The 20,354-nt window shown below is 72.2% G+C and carries 24 protein-coding genes; 9 read left to right on the top strand and 15 right to left on the bottom strand.

What is annotated here, in order from left to right; all coding sequences use genetic code 11:
* The first annotated feature begins 211 nt into the window (after window positions 1–211).
* Window positions 212–991 (top strand): MBL fold metallo-hydrolase, encoded by a 780-nt coding sequence (locus ACWIHY_RS02400; protein ID WP_454373672.1) that lies wholly within the window; start codon window positions 212–214, stop codon window positions 989–991.
* Window positions 988–1,632 (top strand): DedA family protein, encoded by a 645-nt coding sequence (locus tag ACWIHY_RS02395; protein WP_454373671.1) that lies wholly within the window; start codon window positions 988–990, stop codon window positions 1,630–1,632. Before ACWIHY_RS02400 ends, ACWIHY_RS02395 begins: the two co-directional genes overlap by 4 nt.
* A gap of 80 nt (window positions 1,633–1,712) precedes the next feature.
* On the opposite strand, the gene ACWIHY_RS02390 is transcribed toward ACWIHY_RS02395, so the two are convergent.
* From ACWIHY_RS02390 to ACWIHY_RS02375, 4 genes are all read right to left on the bottom strand, one after another.
* A complete protein-coding gene (locus ACWIHY_RS02390; protein ID WP_454373670.1) occupies window positions 1,713–2,747 on the bottom strand; it encodes an MBL fold metallo-hydrolase in 1,035 nt (344 codons plus the stop codon).
* A 39-nt stretch (window positions 2,748–2,786) separates the two neighbouring features.
* Window positions 2,787–4,004 (bottom strand): aminotransferase class I/II-fold pyridoxal phosphate-dependent enzyme, encoded by a 1,218-nt coding sequence (locus ACWIHY_RS02385; RefSeq protein ID WP_454373669.1) that lies wholly within the window; start codon window positions 4,002–4,004, stop codon window positions 2,787–2,789.
* 337 nt (window positions 4,005–4,341) lie between these two features.
* On the bottom strand, window positions 4,342–5,577 hold the full coding sequence (locus ACWIHY_RS02380) for a sulfite oxidase (protein ID WP_454373668.1): 1,236 nt from the start codon (window positions 5,575–5,577) through the stop codon (window positions 4,342–4,344).
* 41 nt (window positions 5,578–5,618) lie between these two features.
* Window positions 5,619–6,326 (bottom strand): ANTAR domain-containing response regulator, encoded by a 708-nt coding sequence (locus ACWIHY_RS02375; RefSeq protein WP_454373667.1) that lies wholly within the window; start codon window positions 6,324–6,326, stop codon window positions 5,619–5,621.
* Window positions 6,327–6,401: 75 nt separating this feature from the next.
* Between ACWIHY_RS02375 and ACWIHY_RS02370 the strand changes: the two genes are divergently transcribed.
* Complete coding sequence (locus tag ACWIHY_RS02370; RefSeq protein ID WP_454373666.1) at window positions 6,402–7,619, top strand: PAS domain-containing protein; 1,218 nt, start codon at window positions 6,402–6,404, stop codon at window positions 7,617–7,619.
* On the opposite strand, the gene ACWIHY_RS02365 is transcribed toward ACWIHY_RS02370, so the two are convergent.
* The gene (locus ACWIHY_RS02365) at window positions 7,567–8,361 is read right to left on the bottom strand and encodes an RNA polymerase sigma factor SigF (protein ID WP_454373665.1); all 795 of its coding nucleotides are present in this window, start codon (window positions 8,359–8,361) and stop codon (window positions 7,567–7,569) included. The genes ACWIHY_RS02370 and ACWIHY_RS02365 overlap by 53 nt on opposite strands.
* Window positions 8,362–8,627: 266 nt before the next feature.
* On the opposite strand from ACWIHY_RS02365, the gene ACWIHY_RS02360 reads away from it, so the two are divergent.
* From ACWIHY_RS02360 to ACWIHY_RS02350, 3 genes are all read left to right on the top strand, one after another.
* Window positions 8,628–10,433 carry a thiamine pyrophosphate-requiring protein gene (locus ACWIHY_RS02360; protein ID WP_454373664.1) on the top strand — a complete coding sequence of 602 codons (1,806 nt, stop codon included), beginning with the start codon at window positions 8,628–8,630 and terminating at the stop codon, window positions 10,431–10,433.
* A 468-nt stretch (window positions 10,434–10,901) separates the two neighbouring features.
* Window positions 10,902–11,339, top strand: coding sequence for a CBS domain-containing protein (locus ACWIHY_RS02355; RefSeq protein ID WP_454373663.1), 438 nt, complete (start codon window positions 10,902–10,904; stop codon window positions 11,337–11,339).
* 95 nt (window positions 11,340–11,434) lie between these two features.
* Window positions 11,435–11,980 (top strand): type 1 glutamine amidotransferase domain-containing protein, encoded by a 546-nt coding sequence (locus tag ACWIHY_RS02350; RefSeq protein WP_454373662.1) that lies wholly within the window; start codon window positions 11,435–11,437, stop codon window positions 11,978–11,980.
* Between the two features lie 47 nt (window positions 11,981–12,027).
* Here ACWIHY_RS02350 and ACWIHY_RS02345 read toward each other — a convergent pair whose 3' ends face one another.
* Window positions 12,028–12,633 carry a TIGR03086 family metal-binding protein gene (locus tag ACWIHY_RS02345; RefSeq protein WP_454373661.1) on the bottom strand — a complete coding sequence of 202 codons (606 nt, stop codon included), beginning with the start codon at window positions 12,631–12,633 and terminating at the stop codon, window positions 12,028–12,030.
* A 55-nt stretch (window positions 12,634–12,688) separates the two neighbouring features.
* Between ACWIHY_RS02345 and ACWIHY_RS02340 the strand changes: the two genes are divergently transcribed.
* Both ACWIHY_RS02340 and ACWIHY_RS02335 read left to right on the top strand, forming a co-directional pair.
* Window positions 12,689–13,837, top strand: coding sequence for a baeRF2 domain-containing protein (locus tag ACWIHY_RS02340; RefSeq protein ID WP_454373660.1), 1,149 nt, complete (start codon window positions 12,689–12,691; stop codon window positions 13,835–13,837).
* Window positions 13,838–13,950: 113 nt separating this feature from the next.
* Entirely contained in the window at window positions 13,951–15,489 is a 1,539-nt protein-coding gene (locus ACWIHY_RS02335; RefSeq protein ID WP_454373658.1) for a diacylglycerol kinase family protein, read from the top strand.
* On the opposite strand, the gene ACWIHY_RS02330 is transcribed toward ACWIHY_RS02335, so the two are convergent.
* Window positions 15,461–16,468, bottom strand: coding sequence for a cation diffusion facilitator family transporter (locus tag ACWIHY_RS02330; protein ID WP_454373657.1), 1,008 nt, complete (start codon window positions 16,466–16,468; stop codon window positions 15,461–15,463). The genes ACWIHY_RS02335 and ACWIHY_RS02330 overlap by 29 nt on opposite strands.
* Before the next feature lie 68 nt (window positions 16,469–16,536).
* Between ACWIHY_RS02330 and ACWIHY_RS02325 the strand changes: the two genes are divergently transcribed.
* Window positions 16,537–16,707 (top strand): hydrophobic protein, encoded by a 171-nt coding sequence (locus ACWIHY_RS02325; RefSeq protein WP_454373656.1) that lies wholly within the window; start codon window positions 16,537–16,539, stop codon window positions 16,705–16,707.
* A 105-nt stretch (window positions 16,708–16,812) separates the two neighbouring features.
* On the opposite strand, the gene ACWIHY_RS02320 is transcribed toward ACWIHY_RS02325, so the two are convergent.
* Genes ACWIHY_RS02320 through ACWIHY_RS02285 form a run of 8 tightly spaced genes read right to left on the bottom strand, consistent with a single transcriptional unit; the run spans window position 16,813 to window position 20,297 of the window.
* Entirely contained in the window at window positions 16,813–17,112 is a 300-nt protein-coding gene (locus tag ACWIHY_RS02320; RefSeq protein WP_454373655.1) for a gas vesicle protein K, read from the bottom strand.
* Complete coding sequence (locus tag ACWIHY_RS02315; RefSeq protein WP_454373654.1) at window positions 17,109–17,324, bottom strand: gas vesicle protein; 216 nt, start codon at window positions 17,322–17,324, stop codon at window positions 17,109–17,111. The genes ACWIHY_RS02320 and ACWIHY_RS02315 overlap by 4 nt, the downstream gene beginning before the upstream one ends.
* Window positions 17,321–18,139, bottom strand: coding sequence for a GvpL/GvpF family gas vesicle protein (locus ACWIHY_RS02310; RefSeq protein WP_454373653.1), 819 nt, complete (start codon window positions 18,137–18,139; stop codon window positions 17,321–17,323). Before ACWIHY_RS02310 ends, ACWIHY_RS02315 begins: the two co-directional genes overlap by 4 nt.
* On the bottom strand, window positions 18,136–18,477 hold the full coding sequence (locus ACWIHY_RS02305) for a gas vesicle protein (protein WP_454373652.1): 342 nt from the start codon (window positions 18,475–18,477) through the stop codon (window positions 18,136–18,138). Before ACWIHY_RS02305 ends, ACWIHY_RS02310 begins: the two co-directional genes overlap by 4 nt.
* Before the next feature lie 46 nt (window positions 18,478–18,523).
* The gene (locus ACWIHY_RS02300; RefSeq protein WP_454373651.1) at window positions 18,524–18,760 is read right to left on the bottom strand and encodes a gas vesicle protein GvpG; all 237 of its coding nucleotides are present in this window, start codon (window positions 18,758–18,760) and stop codon (window positions 18,524–18,526) included.
* A gap of 7 nt (window positions 18,761–18,767) precedes the next feature.
* Window positions 18,768–19,484 (bottom strand): GvpL/GvpF family gas vesicle protein, encoded by a 717-nt coding sequence (locus ACWIHY_RS02295; RefSeq protein WP_454373650.1) that lies wholly within the window; start codon window positions 19,482–19,484, stop codon window positions 18,768–18,770.
* Window positions 19,481–19,909, bottom strand: a complete 429-nt coding sequence (locus tag ACWIHY_RS02290) for a gas vesicle structural protein GvpA (protein ID WP_454373649.1) — start codon at window positions 19,907–19,909, stop codon at window positions 19,481–19,483. Before ACWIHY_RS02290 ends, ACWIHY_RS02295 begins: the two co-directional genes overlap by 4 nt.
* Window positions 19,910–19,937: 28 nt before the next feature.
* Window positions 19,938–20,297 carry a gas vesicle protein GvpO gene (locus ACWIHY_RS02285; RefSeq protein ID WP_454373648.1) on the bottom strand — a complete coding sequence of 120 codons (360 nt, stop codon included), beginning with the start codon at window positions 20,295–20,297 and terminating at the stop codon, window positions 19,938–19,940.
* Between the last annotated feature and the right edge of the window lie 57 nt (window positions 20,298–20,354).

The raw sequence follows: 20,354 nt of genomic DNA, 5'->3' as shown, positions 1-20,354 counted from the left end.
GCCGCAGACCCTACTCCGCTTGTGCGACGGCGAGGAGGCGCACGCGGCGCACTCAGGGGGAGACCCAGGGGGAAGGAGAGGAGCGGCGGGCAACTCGCTCTTTTCACGTGCTCACAAGCGCTTTTCCGATGGGACGGCCCGGCACCGCCTACGCTCGTACTGGCAGGCGCCCCCCGGCGAGGCGGGCGAGGATCTGGCGAGGAGGCCGTTCGTGGCGGTGGAGATCACCTGGTGGGGTCATGCCACCTGCACCGTCGCGGACTCCGGGACCCGGGTGCTGACCGACCCCCTCTTCGCGCGGCGCCTCGCCCATCTGCGCCGCAGGCGTGGTGCGCTGCCGCCGCCCGCGGCCACCGAGGCCGACGCCGTGCTCGTCTCCCACCTGCACAGCGACCATCTGCATCTGCCGTCGCTGGGCCGGCTCGCGCCCGGCACCGCACTGATCGTGCCGCGCGGCGCGGTGCGTGCCGTGCCCGCCCTGCGCCGGCTGTCCGCTCAGGGTCTGTCCCTCACCGAGGTGGAGCCGGGCGAGGAGGTGCGGGTGAAGGATCTGGTCGTACGGGCGGTTCCGGCGCTGCACGACGGGCGGCGGCTGCCGTTCGGGCCGCACCACGCCCCCGCGCTCGGGTACGTCGTCACCGGTGAGGCGCGTACGTACTTCGCCGGGGACACGGGGCTCTTCGACGACATGGCCGACGCCGTGGGGCCCGTGGACGTGGCCCTGTTGCCGGTCGGCGGCTGGGGGCCCTTCCTCGGCCACGGGCATCTGGACGCGCGGAGGGCGGCGCAGGCGCTGGCCCGGATCGCGCCGCGCGCGGCCGTGCCGGTGCACTACGGGACGTACTGGCCGATCGGGATGGACGGGGTCAGGCCGCACGAGTTCCACTCGCCGGGCGACGAGTTCGCGCGGCATGCGGCGCGGCTCGCTCCGGGTGTCGTGGTGCACCGTCTCGGGCACGGCGAGAGTGTCCGGCCGGAGGCCCGCCGATGATCCACTCCGGCCTGCTGGAGACGGCGCAGGACGTGGTGGGCCGGGTGGACCAGGTGCCGCCGGAGTCGACCCAGCAGGCGGTCGGCTATCCGGCGTTGTTCCTGCTGGTGCTGCTGGGTTCGCTGGTGCCGGTGGTGCCTACCGGGGCACTGGTGAGTACGGCCGCCGTGGTGGCGTTCCATCACAGCGACCCGTTCGCGCTGCTGGTCGTCTTCGCGCTGGCGGCCTCCGCCGCGTTCCTGGGCGACATAGGTCTCTACTGGCTCGGCCTGCGCGGGGTCCGCTCGAAGAACGGCTCGCGCTGGCTGGAGGCGCTGCGCGGCCGGGCCGCACCCGACCGTCTGGAGCAGGCACGGAGCAAGCTGCACGAGCACGGGTCCCAGGTCCTGGTGCTCTCCCGGCTTGTTCCGGCCGGCCGGATTCCGGTGATGCTGGCGTGTCTGCTGTCACGGATGTCGATGCGCCGGTTCGCCCGGGGCGACGTGCCGGCCTGTCTCGCCTGGGCGGCGGCGTACCAGCTGATCGGCATCCTCGGCGGATCGCTCTTCCCCGAGCCGTGGCAGGGCGTGGTGGCGGCGGTGGCCCTGACGCTGGTGATCAGCGGGACGCCGGCCGTGTGGCGCCGGATGCGGCGTACGTAGCGGCCGGCAGCCCCCTGCGCCGGCCGGAGCACGGTGTGCCGCCGAGGCGGCCCAGCGCGCTACGCCGCGTCTCAGGGCCGTCAGGGCTCCAGAACGCGCGAGCCGCCGATCGGCAGGTCCCACAGCGTGTCGCGGGCCCGGCCGGCCGCCTCCCAGGCCGACCGTACCCGGGTCAGCGGCTCCAGGACCGGCTCGGCGGAGAGCACGAACGTCCCCCAGTGCATCGGCGCCATGCGCGCCGCCCCGAGGTCCTCGCACGCCTGCACGGCCTCTTCCGGATCCGCGTGTACGTCGCTGAGCCACCAGCGCGGCTCGTACGCGCCGATGGGGAGCAGCGCCAGGTCGATCCCTGGGTGGCGGGCACCGATCTCCTTGAACCAGTGGCCGTAGCCCGTGTCGCCCGCGAAGTACACGCGCTGTCCGTGGCCCCGTTGGTCGCTCATGACCCAACCGCCCCACAGCGAGCGGCAGGTGTCGGTGAGGGAGCGCTTGCTCCAGTGGTGGGCGGGGACGAAGTCGAAGCGGACACCGCCCAGTTCGGCACCCTCCCACCAGTCGAGTTCGGTGACGCGGGTGAAGCCGCGGCGCCGGCACCAGCGGGCCAGGCCGGCCGGGACGAAGAGCGGGGTGTCGTGCGGGAGCCTCTTGAGGGTGGGGGCGTCCAGATGGTCGTAGTGGTTGTGGCTGATGACCACGGCGTCGACCTGCGGCAGGTCCTCCCAGCGGACGCCGACGGGGGTGAGGCGGGCGGGCGTACCCAGGATCTTCTGCGACCAGACAGGGTCGGTGAGGATCGTGAGGCCGCCGGTGCGGACGATCCAACTGGCGTGCCCCGCCCAGGTGACGGCGAGGGTGGAGACGTCGGCGGCGGGCAGCGGGCCCGGCTCGAAGGGCACCAGCGTGATGTCACGCAGACCTTCGGGTGCCGGACGCAGGGCACCCTCGCGGGCGAGTCTGGCGAACGCCGTGACGCCGGGGAGCGGGCTGGTGAGCCGGTCGGCGAACGACCGGGGCCAGGTGCGGATTTCGCCCAGGGGGCGGGGCGGAGAGAGCGTGCCGGGGGCGGCGAGGGAGCGTGGGATCTGCTGCTCGGTCTGCGCTTGCGTCTCCGTCATCGAGGGGGGCTCCGTTCGGTGGCGTGAACCGGCTTGGGGTCAGCGGAGTTCGTCGAAGGCCGTTCCGAACGTGCTCAACGCTCGGGCCACGTGCGGTAGTTCCAGCGGCTCCGCTGCCATGAGGGACTCCAGACGCTGCTCCTGGGTTGCCCCGAGCAGCGGAGCGGTCTCGATCCGCACGCGCAGCGCGCCCATTTCGTCGCCGAACCGGTGGCCGCCGGGGACCGGGGCGCCGAGCCGTGCGCTCAGGTACTCCTCCAGGTCCATGGAGTCGGTGACCTCGCGGGCGGCGAGGCCGGCACGCAGCGGACCGAGGTCGGCGTACAGGTGGCGGCCCGCGTGCGGCGGGCGGGCGAGCGCCCCGGAGGCGAGGACCGCACGGTGTGCGGCGGCGGCCACGCGCGCGTGCAGCGCGGCGGCGGTCCTGAGCCTGACGGCGACCGGCTCGGGCTCGCCCAGCGCGTACGTCGCCGCCTCGGCGACGGGCCCCGCCACGACGGCGCCGATCGCGGTCAGCAGATCGAGGGTCCTGGCGCGCAGAGCGGCGCCGTACGCGGTGAGGGGGCAGCGGGCGACGGCGACGGGCCAGCTCGCCGGGGTGTAGGCCCCCGCCAGGTCGGCGAGGACGGTCACCTGGCCCGGGAACATCTCGGCGGGGCTGACGAACACCGTCTCCTGCGGCCGGTGCAAGGTGTCGCCCCAGGTCTCGTCGCTGATGATGTGCAGGCCCTCGGAGACCGCCGCCTCGCAGACCTCGTGCACGAGTTCGGGCGGGGCGACGGTGGCGGTCGGGTCGTCGGGGACGCAGAGCAGCAGCAGGCGCGGATCGCCGCCCTCGTCGCGAACCCGTCGTACGGTCTCCAGCAGCGCGAAGGGATCGGTGACGCCGCCGCACTCGGCGGGCGTGGGCACGTGGTACGCGGCCCGGCCGAGCATCGTGGCCTGCGGCACCCACCAGGCGGGGCAGGGCCGCGGCAGCAACACGTCGCCGCCGACAGCGGCCATCAGCGCGAACAGCAGCGGCTGTGCGCCGGCGGAGGCCGCCACGCACCGCGCCTCGGCGTGGAGCCCGCGCCGCCACCAGTACGCGGCGGCGGCACCGCACAGGGCCGGGCCGCCGCCGGGGGGTTCGGCGTGGGTGCGCCCGGCGGCGGCGGCGAGGACGGCGGACAGCTCCGGCAGCACCGGCAGGCCGGGGCCGGGGGCGGCGGGCCCGTACCGGACGGGGCCGCGCCCTTCCTCGACCGTCCGCTGCATGCGGTCACCTCCACGCCGATCGCCGGGCCCTGTATACGGTTATACGGGTGGTTCCCGTGCGGCGCTTGTGGGGCGTGCACCGGCGGGGCTCAGCCCGGGAGCCCCTCCTTCGGTCGCCGGCAGGGCTCGATTGCGCCCGGGCCCGGCCTCGGTCGTCTGCCCCGCGAGATCGCGCTGCCAACCGGCCCGGATTTCCGCCGCTCGCCCGTGGGCCCTCACCGCGGCGGGGCGACGGCCTGCGACTCCGGAGAGGGCACCGGAACGGGCCTGCGGGGCGTCCGGCGGCCGGGACCGGCGCCACCGGAACGCACCGGGGCCCGCCCCCGGCGTGCACCTCTCACCGCACGGTGACCCCGTGCCGTACGACCGCGTCGAAGAAGTAGCCCTGGGTGTTGTGCACCGAGGTGGCCGACTGCGTGTTGCCCGCCGCGTCCGTCGCGCGGGCCAGCAGCTCGGCCGGGCCCGCGTGGCGCGGGCGCCAGTCCGCCGACCAGCGCACCCAGCTGTGCCGGTGCGGGGTGTCGCGCAGCTTCGCCGGACGCCAGTGCGCGCCGCCGTCCGTACTGACCTCCACCTTGCGCACCGCGGCGGCCGCCGACCAGGAACGGCCGGTCAGACGGTGGGTCCTGCCCGCGTCGAAGGCGGTGCCCGGCGCGAACTCGAAAATGCTCTTGATCGTCTGCCGGGTGAGCGGGGCACTGCCCTCCGGCGGGTACGCCTCGCCGAACATCCGGTAGAACTGCGTGGTCCAGGGCGAGGACAACGGCGTATCGCTCACTTCGATGTCGCCGAGCCACTTGATGGACGCGATACCGACCCAGGACGGCACGACGACGCGTACCGGGAAGCCGTGGTCGTACGGCAGGGGCTCGCCGTTCATCTCGTACGCGAGGATCACGTCGTCCATCGCCTTGGTGACCGGCATGGGCCTGCGCGGCCTGCCGAGGCCTGCGCCGCCGGCCACGAACTCGTCGTCCAGGCCGCGCGGCATCACATCGACCGCGCGGTCACTGATCCCGGCGACCCGCAGCACGTCGGCGAGGCGGACCCCGCTCCAGCGTGCGACGCCGATCGCGCCGAGGGTCCAGGGGGTGCCGATGACGGGCCGGCCCTGCTGGGTGTCGAAGTAGCTGCGGCCGTTGCCGGCGCACTCCAGGAAGGCGGTGCGGGTGACGGAGGGCAGCGAGCGCAGCTGCCCGTAGGTGAAAACGACCGGGCCGCCGCGCAGCCCGCTGCCCCACACGGTCAGTCTCCACTCCGCCTCGCCGATCCGCGGCGTGGAGGTGTGGTTGCGTACGAAGAAACGGTCGACGGGGGTGAGCCGACCGGTCCCGGCGAAGGCGCCGACGTCGGTCTCGGCGTTGGTGCCGCGGATCGTGAAAACGTCGGGCGGAAGCGGCTTGACGATGCCGGGCGCGGAAGCGGCCCCGGACGGGGACGGGGACGCAGCAGCGGGCGCGGCGGCGGCCCACTGGGCGGCGACGGGCGTGGCCGCAAGCAGTTTCAGCAGGCCTCGGCGGTCCACCCCGCTCCATCCTGAGCGGTGGGGCCCAGAGGTCGTCGCAGCGCTCATCGCGGAACTCCTCGCACGTCGGGAGACAGGGAGGGGTGATCCTAGGGGTGCGCCGCGAGCCGGGCCAGAGTGCTTTCCAGGCCACGCCCCTTACCCCCGACGACCGTCTCCGCGACGTCCGACAGCCTGCGGTTCGACCGCTGGGACATCTGCCGCAGCACCGCGAACGCCTCCGCGCTGTCGCAACGCAGCACATGCATCACGATGCCGCTGGCCTGATCGATGGCGGCGCGTGAGCGCAGCGCCGTCTCCAGCTGGTCGACCTCGGCGAGGGCCTCGCGATAGCGCCGGTCGCGGACCAGCCCGGCGGTCACCTGCTCGCCGAGGACGCCCACGGGACCGTACGCCGCGCGCTCCAGGGAACCGGGGCGGAAACTGTAGAGACTGACGGTGACCTCGATGCCGGTACGGCGGAAGGGGATGGTCACACTGGCCCGTACGCCGGAATCGAGCGCCAGGGCCCGGTACGCGGGCCACCGCTCCTCGTTCAGCAGGTCTTCCGCGTCCACGGGCGCGCCACGGTCGAGCGCGGCCGGGATCGGTCCGTCGTCCACGGCGAGCTGGACCGAGGCGAGCGCGGCGAGATCGGGGTGGGTCGCCGTGGCGCGCCGCTCCGAGCCACCGCCGGCGATGGTCGCCACCGCGCCGCAACTGGCGGGGGCGCAGCGTGCGGACTGCTCGGCCAGCTCGGAGAGCCTGCGGACCGCGGAGCCGGGTTCCGCTCCCTGGACCTCCTGCTCGTACACCATGAGGGAGTCCTCCCTTCGTAGTGCGGCTTCCCGCCACCCGGTCCGCAAAACCGCTGGACCCGTTAGCTTTCTCGTATGACGCAGACGGACGACTTCGGCGCGGAACTTGCGGATTTCGTCAGACGGGTCGGCGAGTTGAGGGCAGCGCGCGCCCTGCCGCCCGACGAGCACCTCGCCGTCCTGGACGCGGCTCTCTTCGAACTCCGGCACGTGGCCGACACTTTGTGGCCCCGGTACGAGCAACTGAAGGCGGCCGCCCCGAACGCCTCCTCCCCGGACCGTCAGGAGCGACAGGAGCGCCAGTTGCTCAAGGCCCTGTTCCAGCGGCTGCCGATGCCGGTCGCGCTGGTGGACAGAGACACCGTCGTACGCCGGATGAACTTCGCCGCGACGGGACTCACCGGCGTACGCGCCGGATATGCGACGGGGCGCCCGCTGGCGGCGCTCCTGAGCCCCGGGGACCGGGCCGCGTTCCGTTCGCAGGCGGCGGCCGTGGCGCGTGGCGAGGGTGACCGGAGCCTGTCCGTCCATCTCCAGCAGCGGCCGGACGAGCGGCTGCTGGCCACGCTGACGGCGCTGCGCCCGCCGGACGAGCCGCATCCGGCGGTGCTCGTCCTCTTTCAGTCCGGGGTCTCCGCCGGGGCGTCCCCGTCCGCGGGGGCCGTCGCGGACGGCCGTCGGCGCCCCGCGCTGCCGGATCTCGTGGAGACGACCCGGCACGCGGAGCGCCTGGACCTGGTCGACGCGATGACGACCGAGCTGCTGTCCGTGGTGCCCGGGGACCAGGAGGCGGCCCTGGGCGGCGCGGCACGGGTGCTGCACGAACGATTCGCCGACTGGGTGGTCGCCGACGCCGTCGCCGGAAGGCCGATCAAGCGCACCCTGGTGCTCGGGCCCGGCGGCGGTCCGGGCGACGAGGCGCTCGCACAGGTCCTGGCCGGGCAGGACCCGGCCGACTGTCCTCTGGTGCTGGAGGCCGCTCGCGGCGGTTCCGCGAGCCTCCAGGTGCGGCCGGAGGACACGGAGGGTTTTGGTCACGACCCGTCGGGCGGTCCGGTGCTCGTACGGGCGGACGTCACCTCGCTGCTGTGCGTGCCGCTGACGGCGCCGGGCGTCGACGGGGCCGGGACCACCGGGCCCGTGCAGGGGGTGCTCACCCTGTTCCGTACGGGCGCCCGGCGGGCGTTCTCCATGGCGGATGGCCAGGTCATGGACCTGATGTCACGCCACGCGGCGCTCGCTATGCGGCGTCCCGCAGCGCCTCGTCGCGCAGACGGGTACAGCAGCGGCTGATGAGCCGGGAGACGTGCATCTGGGAGAGCCCGAGATCCGCGGCGATGCTGCTCTGCGTCATGTCGCGGAAGAAGCGCATGTAGAGGATCTTCTTCTCGCGCTCGGGGAGCCTGTTCAGGGCCGGCTTGACTGCCTCGCGGTCGACGACGACGTCGAGCGCTCCGTCGGGGCCGCCCAGCGCGTCGCTGAGTGAGTACCCGTCGCCCGTACCGGGCAGCTGGGCGTCGAGGGACAGCGCCGTGAACGAGTCGAGTGCCTCCAGTCCGGTGCGGGCCTCCTCCTCGGTCATGCCGGCCTTCGCGGCGATCTCCGCGACGGTCGGGGCGGGGCCGGAGACGGTCGCGGACAGCTCCTGACTGGCGGCGCGGACCCGGTTGCGGAGGTCCTGGACGCGGCGCGGCACGTGGAGGGTCCACATGTGGTCGCGGAAGTGACGCTTGATCTCGCCGGTGATGGTCGGCACGGCGTAGCTCTCGAAGGCCGAGCCGTGGTCCGGGTCGTACCGGTCGACCGCCTTGACCAGGCCGAGCGCGGCCACCTGGCGCAGGTCCTCGATGGCCTCGCCACGGTTGCGGAACCGCCCCGCGAGCCGGTCGGCCATCGGAAGCCAGGCGTTCACGATCTCCTGGCGCAGCGCGTCCCGCTCCTCGCCCTCGGGCATGGCGCACAGACGGCGGAAAGCCTCGGTCGTGTCGGGGGCGTCGTGGTGCGGGTGCGTCCTACGGGCGGTGGTGGATCGCATCTTCGTTGCAACTCCCTGAACGGTGCAAATGTCGGACTGTTGTCACCGCGGGGAGGGTTTGCCGGGCTCCGGGACATCGCACGCCCGGAGCGTCAGACTGCCGCTCCCACGGACGTGCCTCCGGTCCGAAGCACATGGAGCACGTGCCCCCGCTCCTGCACGGCAAACGGGTCGGGTTTCGAAGGAGGCCGGTTTCCCCTGCCGTGTCCCTGGTACCCGGCAAGGTGCTGTCTTGTCCGTCCGACACCCCCAGGAGGACCTTTCATATGAGCACCGACGTTGCCGACCGGATCCTGTCGCGCCTGCGCGAGTGGGGAGTCGAGTGCGTCTTCGGCTATCCGGGTGACGGCATCAACGGCCTGCTGGCGGCCTGGGGGCGCGCCGACGACCAGCCGCGTTTCATCCAGTCCCGGCACGAGGAGATGGCCGCGTTCGAAGCGGTCGGGTACGCCAAGTTCGGCAACCGGCTCGGCGTGTGCGTCGCGACGTCCGGGCCCGGCGCGATCCACCTCCTCAACGGCCTGTACGACGCCAAGCTCGACCATGTGCCGGTGGTGGCCATCGTCGGGCAGACCGCGCGCAGCGCGATGGGCGGCTCGTACCAGCAGGAGGTCGATCTGCACTCGCTGTTCAAGGACGTCGCCTCCGACTTCGTCGAGACGGTGACCGTGCCGGAGCAGCTGCCGAACGTACTGGACCGGGCGATCCGTACGGCGTACGCCCGGCGCTGTCCCACGGCGGTCATCGTGCCGGCGGACGTGCAGGAGCTGGAGTACACGCCGCCGCCGCACGCCTTCAAGATGGTCCCCTCCAGCCTGGACCGCAGCAGCTGGACCGCGATGCCGTCGCCGGACGCGCTGCGGCGGGCGGCGGACGTGCTCAACTCGGGGGACAAAGTGGCGATCCTCGTCGGCCAGGGCGCCGCGGGGGCGCGGGCCGAGGTCGCGGAGGTCGCGGAACTGCTGGGCGCGGGCGTCGCGAAGGCGCTGCTCGGCAAGGACGTGCTGTCCGACGAGCTGCCGTACGTCACGGGTTCCATCGGGCTGCTGGGCACCCGCCCGTCGTACGAGATGATGCGGGACTGCGACACGCTGCTGACGATCGGCTCCAGCTTCCCGTACGCCCAGTTCCTCCCCGAGTTCGGCAAGGCGCGGGCCGTGCAGATCGACATCGACCCGCACATGATCGGGATGCGCTATCCGTACGAGGTGAACCTGGTCGGCGATGCGCGGGCGACGCTGCGGGAGCTGATCCCGCTGCTGCGGCGCAACGAGGCGCGGGACTGGTTCGACGAGATCTGCGCGGGCGTCGAACGGTGGACGGAGATCATGGAGCGGCGGGCCGCCCTGTCCGCCGACCCGGTCAACCCGGAGTACGTGGCGGCGCAGCTGTCACCGCTGCTGCCGGACCACGCGATGGTGTCGGCCGACTCGGGGTCGGCCACCAATTGGTTCGCGCGCCATGTGCGGCTGCGCGGCGACATGCGGGCGTCGCTGTCGGGGACGCTGGCCACGATGGGGTGCGGTGTGCCGTACGCGATCGGGGCGAAGTTCGCCCACCCGAACCGTCCGGCGATCGCGCTCGTCGGTGACGGGGCGATGCAGATGAACGGGATGGCGGAGCTGATCTCGGTCGCGAAGTACCGGCACCTGTGGGAGGACCCGCGGCTGGTGGTCGCCGTCTGGAACAACCGGGACCTCAACCAGGTGACCTGGGAGCTGCGGGCCATGGGCGGCGCCCCGTCCTTCCTGCCGTCCCAGTCGCTCCCCGATGTGTCGTACGCGGCGTTCGCCGAGTCGATCGGCCTCACCGGGATCCGGGTGGAGCAGCCGGAGCAGGTGGAGAGCGCGTGGCGGACGGCGCTGGAGGCGGACGGTCCGGTCGTACTCGACTTCGTGACAGACCCGTCGGTGCCGCCGGTGCCGCCGCACGCGACGTGGGAGCAGATCGAGGCGACGGCGTCGGCGCTGCTGAAGGGCGACGCGGACGGGGCCTCGGTGATGAAGCAGGGCCTGAAGTCCAAGCTCCAGGAGTTCCTGCCGGGCAGCCCCAGGCCGGGCGCGGACGACTGAACCTCCGTCCCCCGCCGGGGCGCTGGTCGCCGGACGGGCTCGTCACCGAGCCTGTCCGGCGATGACGGTTTCGCTTCGCCTCCGTCGGCAGTACGAGTTCCTCGTAGCGGCCGAGCGCGATGATCACGCCCAGCATGAGAACCGGCATGAATACCGGGACCAGCACGGCTAAGCCCACCATGGCCCTGTCCTTCCTGAGGGACGGCCTGTGGTCCGGGTCACCAGCACGGCGGCGGGCAAACCTGCTGGGGCGAACGCTCCGGGCGCGGCCCGCACCGCCGCCTGTCGAAGCGGTACGCACACGCGCCCGGAGACTCATCCCTCTTCCCAGGGTGGCCGCTAGGCCGTGCACCGGGTCCCCCCTGCGGCAGGGCTCAAACACCACTGGCCGGCTCATGTTTGCCACCCGCGCCACGGGTACCCGCGCCCGTAGCAGACGGCGAGAAGGAAGAGATGAGGCGGACGGTCATGGCCCAGCTCGTGAGGGAATTCATGACGGCAGGTGTCGCGGCCGTACGGCCCGATGCCTCGCTCGTCGAAGCGGCGCAGCTGATGCGCGCGCAGGACATCGGTGATGTGCTGGTGGCGCAGGACAATGAGCTGATCGGTGTACTCACCGACCGGGACATCACCCTGCGCGCGGTCGCGGACGGCTTCGATCCCCTCACTGTCGACGCCCGGTCCGTGTGCACGCCGGCCCCGGTGTGCATAGGTCCGGACGACGAGGTGTCGACGGCCGTCGCCCTGATGCGGCAGCACGCCGTCAGGCGGCTTCCCGTCGTGGAGGACGGCCGCCCCCTCGGTGTGGTGAGCATCGGCGACCTCGCGGAGTTCCGGGACCCGCGGTCGGCGCTCGCCGACATCAGCCGGGCCGCGCCCGGCGCGGGCCCGGGCACCGGCGCCTGAGGCACCGGCAGAACAGCACACAGACAGCGCGGACAGCACGGACAGCGGTCAGCACGGGCAGACAGCACCGCACGCAGTCCGAGGGAAGGAGCACGATGCGGATCGCGTTTCTCGTGGCGCCGAAGGGCGTCGAGCAGGTCGAACTCACCGAGCCCTGGCAGGCGGTGACCGACACGGGTGACACCCCCCGGCTGGTCTCCACGAAGCCGGGCAGGATCCAGGCCTTCAACCACCTCGACAAGGCAGACACGTTCCCCGTCGACCAGGTGGCCGGCGACGCGTTGGTGGAGGAGTACGGCGGCCTGGTGCTCCCCGGCGGCGTGGCCAACCCGGATTTCCTGCGCATGGACGAGAAGGCGGTGGCGTTCGTACGGGCCTTCTTCGACGCCGGCAAGCCGGTGGCGTCCATCTGTCACGGCCCCTGGACGCTCGTCGAGGCGGATGTCGTGCGCGGCAGGACCCTGACCTCGTGGCCCAGCCTGCGTACGGACATCCGCAACGCCGGCGGGACCTGGGTCGACGAACAGGTGAAGGTCTGTGACGCGGCTCCCGCCACGCTGATCACCAGCCGCAGGCCGGGCGACCTCAAGGCGTTCTGCACAGCCTTCACCGCGGAGTTCGCGCGGGCCTCCAAGGCCTGACCCCGGCCCGTGCGGGGCCCGGGCCCGGGCAGGTCCGGGACCGGGCGTCAGGCGCGGCGCCCGAGCAGGGCGAGCAGCTTGGTCTGTACGTCGGCTCCGGGGGGCGGTTCCACCGGGGCGGCGAACAGACCGGTCTTCTCCAGCTCGGCGGAGTACGGCCCCACTTCGCGCACCGCGAAGTTCACCAGGTCCTCGGGCAGCCGCTCGTCGGCGCCGATCCCCCGCGCCAGATCCCACGCGTGAACCACCAGGTCGGAGACCATCTGCGAGCAGTACGCCGCGCACGGGGTGTCCCCGTACGACAGCTGTACGGTCCGCTCCAGCGCCCCCGGCGCCGCGAACGCCTCGCGTGCGGCCGCCGCCGCCCGGTCCCAGGCCGCCACCGGGTCGTCGCCCAGCGTGTCGCCCTCGGGGTCGAAGCCGAAGGCGCCGTCGGCGCCCTCCTCGGTCGAGCGCTGCTCGGTCACCAGCGGGGGGACCCACAGCTGTTCCACGGTCAGATGGTTGACAAGGTCGCGCACCGACCAGTCGGTGCAGGGGGTCGGCGCCTGCCACTGGTTCTCGCGTACGGCGTGCACGTGACCGCCGAAGAGTGCGAGCGCTTCGCTGTGGCGCGCAAGGAGCGGGTTCAGGTTCGAATCGTTGGTGTTCATGGTTCACCTTCGGGTACTCACCGTGCACGTCCTACCAGACATCCCGGAGGGAGAAATGGACCTCTCATTCCTCACCCCACTGTACGAACGTCCCGGCCCGTGGGCATCCGTCTACGCCGACACCTCGACGGTCGACGAGTCCACACCGGAGCGGCGCGAGCTCCACGCCCGTCAGGCCTGTCGCGATCTCCTGGAGCAGGGAGCCGACGAGGCGACGGGATACGCGGTGTACGACGCCCTGGCCTCGTACACCCACGGCGCGTCGCCCGCGGGCCGCGCCGTCTTCGCGCGGGGCGGCGAGGTGGTGATGGACCCGCCCCTGGCGGCCCGCCCGCCGGCCCCCTCGACCAGTTGGTCCGGGCTGCCGCGAGTCGCCCCGCTGCTCGTTCTCGCGGGCGAGGAGCCGGTGTGCCTGGTCGCGTACATCGACCGCAAGGGCGCGGACTTCGAGCTGCGCACCACCCTCGGGAGCCGTCCCGCCGGGCAGATCCACGGCGCGGACCGGCCGGTGCACCGCGCGGCGAGGGACGACCGGTCCGAACGCCACTTCCAGCGAAGTGCCGAGCACACGGGGGAGCAGAACGCCCGTGACACCGCAGAGGCGCTGAGTGCCTGTCAGGAGGAAACCATGGCCGCTCTGGTGGTCCTGGCGGGCGACGAGCGCGAGCGTCGCGCCGTGCACGACGCCCTTCCCCGGCGGCTCCGGCCCCTGACCGTCGAGACGGAGCACGGCGGCCGGTCGGCCGGGGCGGACTCCCGGCTGCTGGACGAGGACGTGGAACGGGCCAGGCAGGAGCACGCGCGCGGCAGGGCCGCCACCGAGCTGGAGCGCTTTCGCGCCGGGCGCGCCCCGTCCGCCGACCGGGGCATCGTCGTGGCGGCCGAAGGGGTGCCCGCGCTCGTTGACGCGGCGCGCGAGCACCGGATCTCCGAGCTGCTGGTGGACCCCGCGGGGCCCGACGCCGGGCGCGAGGTGTGGGTGGGCGACGAGCCGCACCAGCTGGCGGTACGCCGCACGGACGCACGCGCTCTGAGCGACTGCGAGCCGCACACGGCCCGCGCCGACGACGCGCTGCTGCGCTCGGCCGCCATGACCGGCGCCGAGGCGATCAGGGTCCCGGCGGGGGACGGCGACGCCCAGGACTCCGGTCCCGCGGGCGGCCTCGGGGCGCTGCTGCGGTGGGCCCGGCCGGACGGAACCTAACGGGGGCCCGCGAACGTGCGGCAGGGGGCCGGAGGTCCCGATGCGCGGGGGCCTTCAGGCCCGTCCCGGCGTGCCGCTGATTCGGAAGGCGCCGCGCCGGGTACTCGCGTGCCATGTCTTCTGCGTCTTCAGCGTCTTCTGCGTTTTCAGCACACGCGCATGTCCCGCCCCGGGCACCGGGGCGGATCGCCGCCTGGCTGAGCGCCCGTGACCGGGCGCTCTTCCACGGCGTGGCGACCCACCACTGGCCGGGCGCCGACCGCGTCCTGCCGCGCCTCAGCCACGGGGCGAACCACGGGGCGCTGTGGTTCGGTGCGGCCGCCGGAATAGCGGCGCTCGGCAGCGGTACCCGCGCCCGCCGGGCCGCCGTGCGCGGGGTCGCCTCGCTCGCGCTGGCCTCCCTCACCGTCAACACCGTGGGGAAGCGTTCGGTGCGCCGGGTCAGGCCCCTCCTGGACGCGGTGCCGCTGATGCGGCAGCTCAAGCGCCAGCCGGTCACGACCTCCTTCCCCTCCGGGCACTCGGCCTCCGCCGCGGCCTTCGCGACGGGTGTCGCGCTGGAGTCCAGGGGATGGGGCGCGGTCGTGGCGCCGATCGCGGCGTCCGTGGCGTTCTCCCGCGTATATACGGGTGCGCACTATCCGAGCGACGTGCTGGTCGGCGCGGCCCTGGGCGTCGGAGCCGCCTTCGCGGTGCGGGGGCTCGTACCGACGCGGGCGCAGATCCCGGCGCCCGGGCGGCCGTACACCGAGGCGCCCGAGCTGCCCGCCGGCCGGGGTCTGATCGTTGTCGTCAACAGACGGTCGGGCTCCGCGGCGGCCAAGGCGGCGCTGGTACGGGACGCGCTGCCGCGCGCCGAGGTCGTCGAGTGCGAGCCCGACGACCTGTCTGCCGAGCTGGAGAAGGCCGCGCAGCAGGGCCGGGCGCTCGGTGTCTGCGGCGGGGACGGCACGGTCAACCGGGCCGCGGTCGCCGCCGCCCGTCACGGGGTGCCGCTCGCCGTGTTCCCCGGCGGAACGCTCAATCATTTCGCCTACGACCTGGGCATCGAGGAAGTCGCCGACACCTGCCGGGCACTGAACTCAGGTGACGCGGTCAAGGTGGACCTCGGCCGGTTCACGCCCGGCCCCGGTCCCGACGGCGAGCCGGGACACTTCCTCAACACCTTCAGCCTGGGCGTCTACCCCGAACTGGTACGGATCAGGGAGCACTGGGCGCCGCGGATCGGCGGCTGGCCCGCCGGCGTACTCGCGGCGGCCGAAGTGCTGCGCGGCGAGCGGCCGCTGGAGGCCGAGATCGGTGAGCACAAGGGGCGCCGGCGCGCCCTGTGGATGCTGTTCGCGGGCAACGGCATGTACCAGCGCTTCGGCCCGACCCCCGGCCTGCGGCACAACCTGGCCGACGGGCTGCTCGACGTACGCGTGGTGCACGGCGGGCGGCTGCCCGGCCTGCGGCTGCTGGCCGCGGCGCTCGCGGGGCCGCTGAGCCGCTCCCCCGTGCACGCGGCGCAGCGGCTGCGCAGGGTGTGGATCTCGGGCCTCGCCCCGGGCACGCTGCTCGCGTACGACGGTGAAGTGGCTCCGGCGCCGCAGGAGTTCGTCATCGACAAGGCCGACGAAGCGCTCACCGTCTACCGTCCGCTTCCTCTGTAGAGAACTCTGCCGGCACCTCGGCAGGCGCTTCGGACGGAGTGTCAGTGTCGGACCGGAGGTCGGAAGAGGGGTCGGAAGGGGCCTCGGTGACATCGAGAAAGACCTGGTCGGCACGCGGCCAGGTCTTTTTCACGGCGCGTTTGATGCGTACGCAGACCAGCTCCACCTCCTCGCTGTCCAGCCCCGGCATCAGGTCGACGCGCGCCGCCACCAGGAGCGAGTCGAGCCCGAGCTGCATGGTCAGCAGTTCGGCGACGTTGTCGATCTCCGACTGGTCCTCGATGAGCGCGCGGATGGCCGCCCGCAGTTCGGGGTCGGCGGCCTCTCCGACGAGCTGGGCCCTGGCGTCCCGGCCGAGCCGGTAGGCGACGTACACGAGCAGCAGGCCGATGGAGAACGACGCGGCGGCTTCGTAGACGACCTTTCCGGTCACCATGTGGAGTGCCATGCCGGCCGCGGCGAGGAGCACGCCGACGACGGCGGTGCCGTCCTCCGCGACGACCGTGCGCAGGGCAGGGTCCTTGCCCAGTCCGACGCCCGGCTGGCGGTGCGCCTGGTGGAGGGCGCGGGCCAGGGAGGTGCCCTCGGCGAGCAGGGCGACACCGAGGACGGCGAGCCCGGCGACGTAGCCGGTGTGCGACTCCTTGCCGTCGGCTCCGGTGAGTGCCTCGAAGCCCTGGAAGAAGGAGAAACAGCCGCCCATGACGAAGATGCCGACGGCGGCGAGCAGGGCCCAGAAATAGCGCTCCTTGCCGTATCCGAAGGGGTGCTTCTTGTCCGGCGGGCGGCGGCTGCGGCTCAAGGACGCGAGCAGGAAGACTTCGTTGACGCTGTCCGCGACGGAGTGCGCGGCCTCGGAAAGCAGGGCGGGCGATCCCGATACCAGTCCGCCGACTGATTTCGCGGCGGCGATGACGAGGTTGGCGGCGAGCGCCACGAGGACGGTAATCCGGGTCTTGCGGTCGGACTTTCCGGTCACATCAGCTCTCAGGGGATTCAGTGTGCGGGGTCAAAATCCGGGCACTCGGAGCTCAGGAGGTACACACCATGGTTCCCATCCTGCTCGTTCTGCTTCTGGCACTGATTCTTTTCGGCGCCGGATTCGCGGTGAAGATTCTCTGGTGGATCGCCATCGCGGTCCTGGTCATCTGGCTCCTGGGATTCCTGATGCGCAGCACATCGACTACGGGAGGCAGGTCGCGTTGGTACCGCTGGTAGGAAAGTCGAGATGAACGGGGCGGCGGCCTGAGGGCCGCCGCCCCGTTTCTCTGTCCATTTCCCTGCCCTTCTCTGTCCTTCTTGTCTTTCTGCGCCCCGGTGTTCCTATTCGCCCTTGGGCAGCAGCGGCCCCAAAGGCCCCAGGTCGATATTGAGGTCCTCCGGTTCGAGCCCGAACCGGGTGCGCAGCACGTCCATCCGGTCCTCCAGGAGCATCAGCGTCATGCCGATCCGCTCCTCCTGCTCCTCGCTGAGGTCCCCGGTCTCCACCCGGCGCAGCGCCTGGCGTTCCATCAGCTGGCGCAGCAGCTCAACGACCGTCAGCACGAGCTTGACGAGATCGCGCTCGACGGTGTCGGCGTCGAGCTCCACACGGCGGCGTCCTTCGGTGGTTTCGGCGGTCACAGGGACTCCTCCTCGAACGGGGACGGCACGTCGACATTGACGGAGCTGATGAGCGCGTTGAGGTCGACCCGTACGAGATCGACGTCCGCGATACGCAGGGTCAGGTCGCCCGTGATGACGACCCCGCCGGCAAGCAGCCGGTCCAGGAGGTCGACCAGGGCGAGCTGGCGCTGGGCGAGCGGGCCGGTGTCGGCCGGCTGCGTCACCGTCATCCGGCTGCCTCTTCCTGGCCCGGCTGCCCCGCTCGGCCCGCGAAGGAGTACGGCGCCCAGGGGCCGGTGAGTTCCACCCGCACGCCCCTGTCCGCCGGTGTGAGCCGGCCGACCTCCGCCACGAACTCCTCGCTGCCCTCGCGCGGCACCAGATAGGCCGCGTTGAGGACGTTCTGCCCGGACGCCTCGGAGAGCCGGGAGTCCTGCGGGCGGTGCAGGGCGGCGGCCTGTGCGCGCCGGGAGAGTTCCGCGTGCAGCGTGCGCGACACCGCGTCGGCGCGCTCCCAGACGCCCTCGCGCGCCTGGCGCCGGCTGAGGCGGCGGCGCAGGTAGTCACGCCCGGTCGCGGGCGCGGCGCTCCGCGCCTGCGGCACCTCCGGCGGCGCGGACGGCTCCGACCCGGGGCTCGGCTCCGGCTCGGGATCGGCGTACACCTTGACGCCCCACTCCACCCGTCCCTCCAGCCGCTCCAGCGTCTGTACGAAGCGGTCGTGGCCCGCGTCGAGCAGCCTGCGTACGCCGCTGTCGTCCAGGCACACGGTGGCCAGGCGCAGCGGCACCGGGCAGGTGACGGTGGTCATGGCGCCGATGACGGCCTCGTGCGTGCGGGCGGTGGCGGTGAGCCAGTCGAGGTCCTCCAGGTTCTTCTTGAGCGGCGCCTCGGCGAAGTCCTCGGCCGGCACCGGGCTGACCACGGCGACGAGGCCGCCGTGGTCCAGCAGCCTGGGCGGCTCGCCGTCGAGGCCGCGCACGCCCTCGGGGAGGACCCCGTCGAAGGGCCGGGTGACCGCGTACACATAGCGCAGTTCGTTCATGCTCCGTCGTCCTCGCGCTCTTCGAGTGCGGGCGCCTTCGCCTCCAGATCGGCGATACGCCGCTGCAACCGCTCGTTCTCCTCGGCGAGTTCACGTCGGCGGGCGCCGGAGGAGAGCGACGGGTCGTCCTCCCACCAGTCGATGCCCATTTCCTTCGCCTTGTCGACGGAGGCCACGATGAGACGCAGTTTGATGGTGAGAAGTTCGATGTCGAGGAGATTGATTTTGATATCTCCCGCGATGACAACGCCCTTGTCCAGTACGCGCTCGAGAATGTCGGCGAGATTCGCGCCGCCGTTCGAGGCGTACGGGTCGGGAAGCCTGTTCGGCGTCGTCATACGTGGCCCCGGCTTCCGCCGGCTCCGTATTCAGCCGGTCTGTCGTTCATGTTTGCGGGTTCCTCTTCTCCAGCCGGTCGAGGAGTTCGTCCTCACGCCGGTCGAATTCGGCCTCGTCGATCTCTCCGGCCTCAAGCCGTCGCTCCAGGGCGGCGAGTTCACGCTGGATGGCCGAGGGGTCGTAGTACTGCCGTTCCGCCTCCGTGACCACCTGCCGCAGCACCCATGAGGTGCCGCGGACAGGGGCCAGGGGCAGGAGAAGAAGCTCTCCAAGGAGGCCCATCGCGTCGTCACTCCACGAAGCTGTAGGGCGGCAGCGGACCGTTCACCTGGAGTACGAGGTGGGGGTGCTCCTTGCGCAGGGCGTCCACCGCCTCCACGAAGTCCGCCGTGTGGTCACGGTCGACGAGGAACGAGACGTTCGCCAGCCAGCCGCTGCTCTCGGGCCCCGGACTGACGGCTCCCGCCGCCCCCTCCAGGGCACGGCGCACGAGCTCGCCGTCCCGCTTCTCGCGCTCCTGCACGGCCGCCACGACGCGTTCGCCGAGCCTGAGCTTCTGCTCGTACGTGCCGCCGCCTGCCGCCCGGTTGGCCTCGTTGAGCGCGCGCAGTTCGGCGTCGTCCGCCAGCACCTGATGGAGGACGGCCTCCTCGTCGTGCGAGGCCTTCACGTTGTACTCGACCTTCTTGTCGAGTGCGTCGAGCCGCTCCAGGTAGTGCTTCTCCCGTTCGGCGAGCACGGTGCGTACCGCGTCGTCGTCGGTCGACAGGCTCCCGAAGCGCATCGGGAGCACGGAGCCCACCGCGCCGGCCTCGGCGAGCACGGTCTGGTGCGCCAGCAGATCACGGCGCTTGGGCCTGAGGTCCTCGGGCGCGTCGCTGACCAGGGCGGTCAGTTCGCCGGTCCTCAGAGCGCGGACGGACATCGGCGGTTCGCCGACTCCGTTCGTCGGGTCAGGGAGTTCGGGGTGGTTACCGCGTGCGATGCCGTAGACGTACGTACTCATTCCTGCTCCTCCTTCCGGCGGGACGTGCTGCTGCGACGGGCGCGCGGCTTCGGCTCGGACTCCTCGTCACCGCCGCGGGCCTGCTGGAACGCGCCCGAGATGGTCTCGGCGGCGCCGGACAGCGCGCCCTTCGACTTGCCGCGGGCGCCGGACTCGGTGACCTGGCCGACTATCTCCGGCAGGCCGGGGCTCTTGTTGGCACCGGTCTCGAGGTCGAGGCGGTTACAGGCCTCGGCGAAGCGCAGGTACGTGTCGACGCTCGCCACCACGACCCGGATGTCGATCTTGAGGATCTCGATGCCGACCAGGGAGACACGTACGAACGCGTCGATGACCAGCCCTCGGTCGAGGACGAGCTCCAGGACGTCGTAGAGGCCGCTGGTACCGCCGCCGCCTCCACCTTGCTGTGCCGGGACTACAGTCATGCCGACCGGTCCTCCTTAGTGTGGGTGTCTATGAACGGTCTGCCCTGCCGCGCTCGTAGCGGTGAGCGCGCCGGTAGCCGGTGAGCGCTCCGTAGGCGTCGAGCGTGACTTCGTACGACGCGAGGAGGCTCATCGTGTCGGGGACCCGGGCCAGTTCGAGGACCTCGATCCGCAACGCCCAGCCGCCGTCCTCCGTGTGTTCGAAGGACGAGACCGACTCGGCCTCCATGCCGGTGAGCTCCGCCAGTTGTGCCTTCGCTCCGCGCAGCACATCCATCGGGCCCGGCAGGCTTTCCGCCGTGGACTGTGAACTCTGTTTGTTCTTGGGTGCGTTCTCGGACGCATCAGACGTATCGGACTTGCCGGATGTACCGGATGTATTTGCCATTGCAGCCTCCGTCATCGGGTAACCCGTGCTGCCGGTTCCAAACTCCCCGGCGCCCGA

Source organism: Streptomyces sp. NPDC055287, from assembly GCF_053646035.1.
Note: the sequence above shows the minus strand (reverse complement) of the source record. Positions and strands in the feature narration are given on the sequence as shown.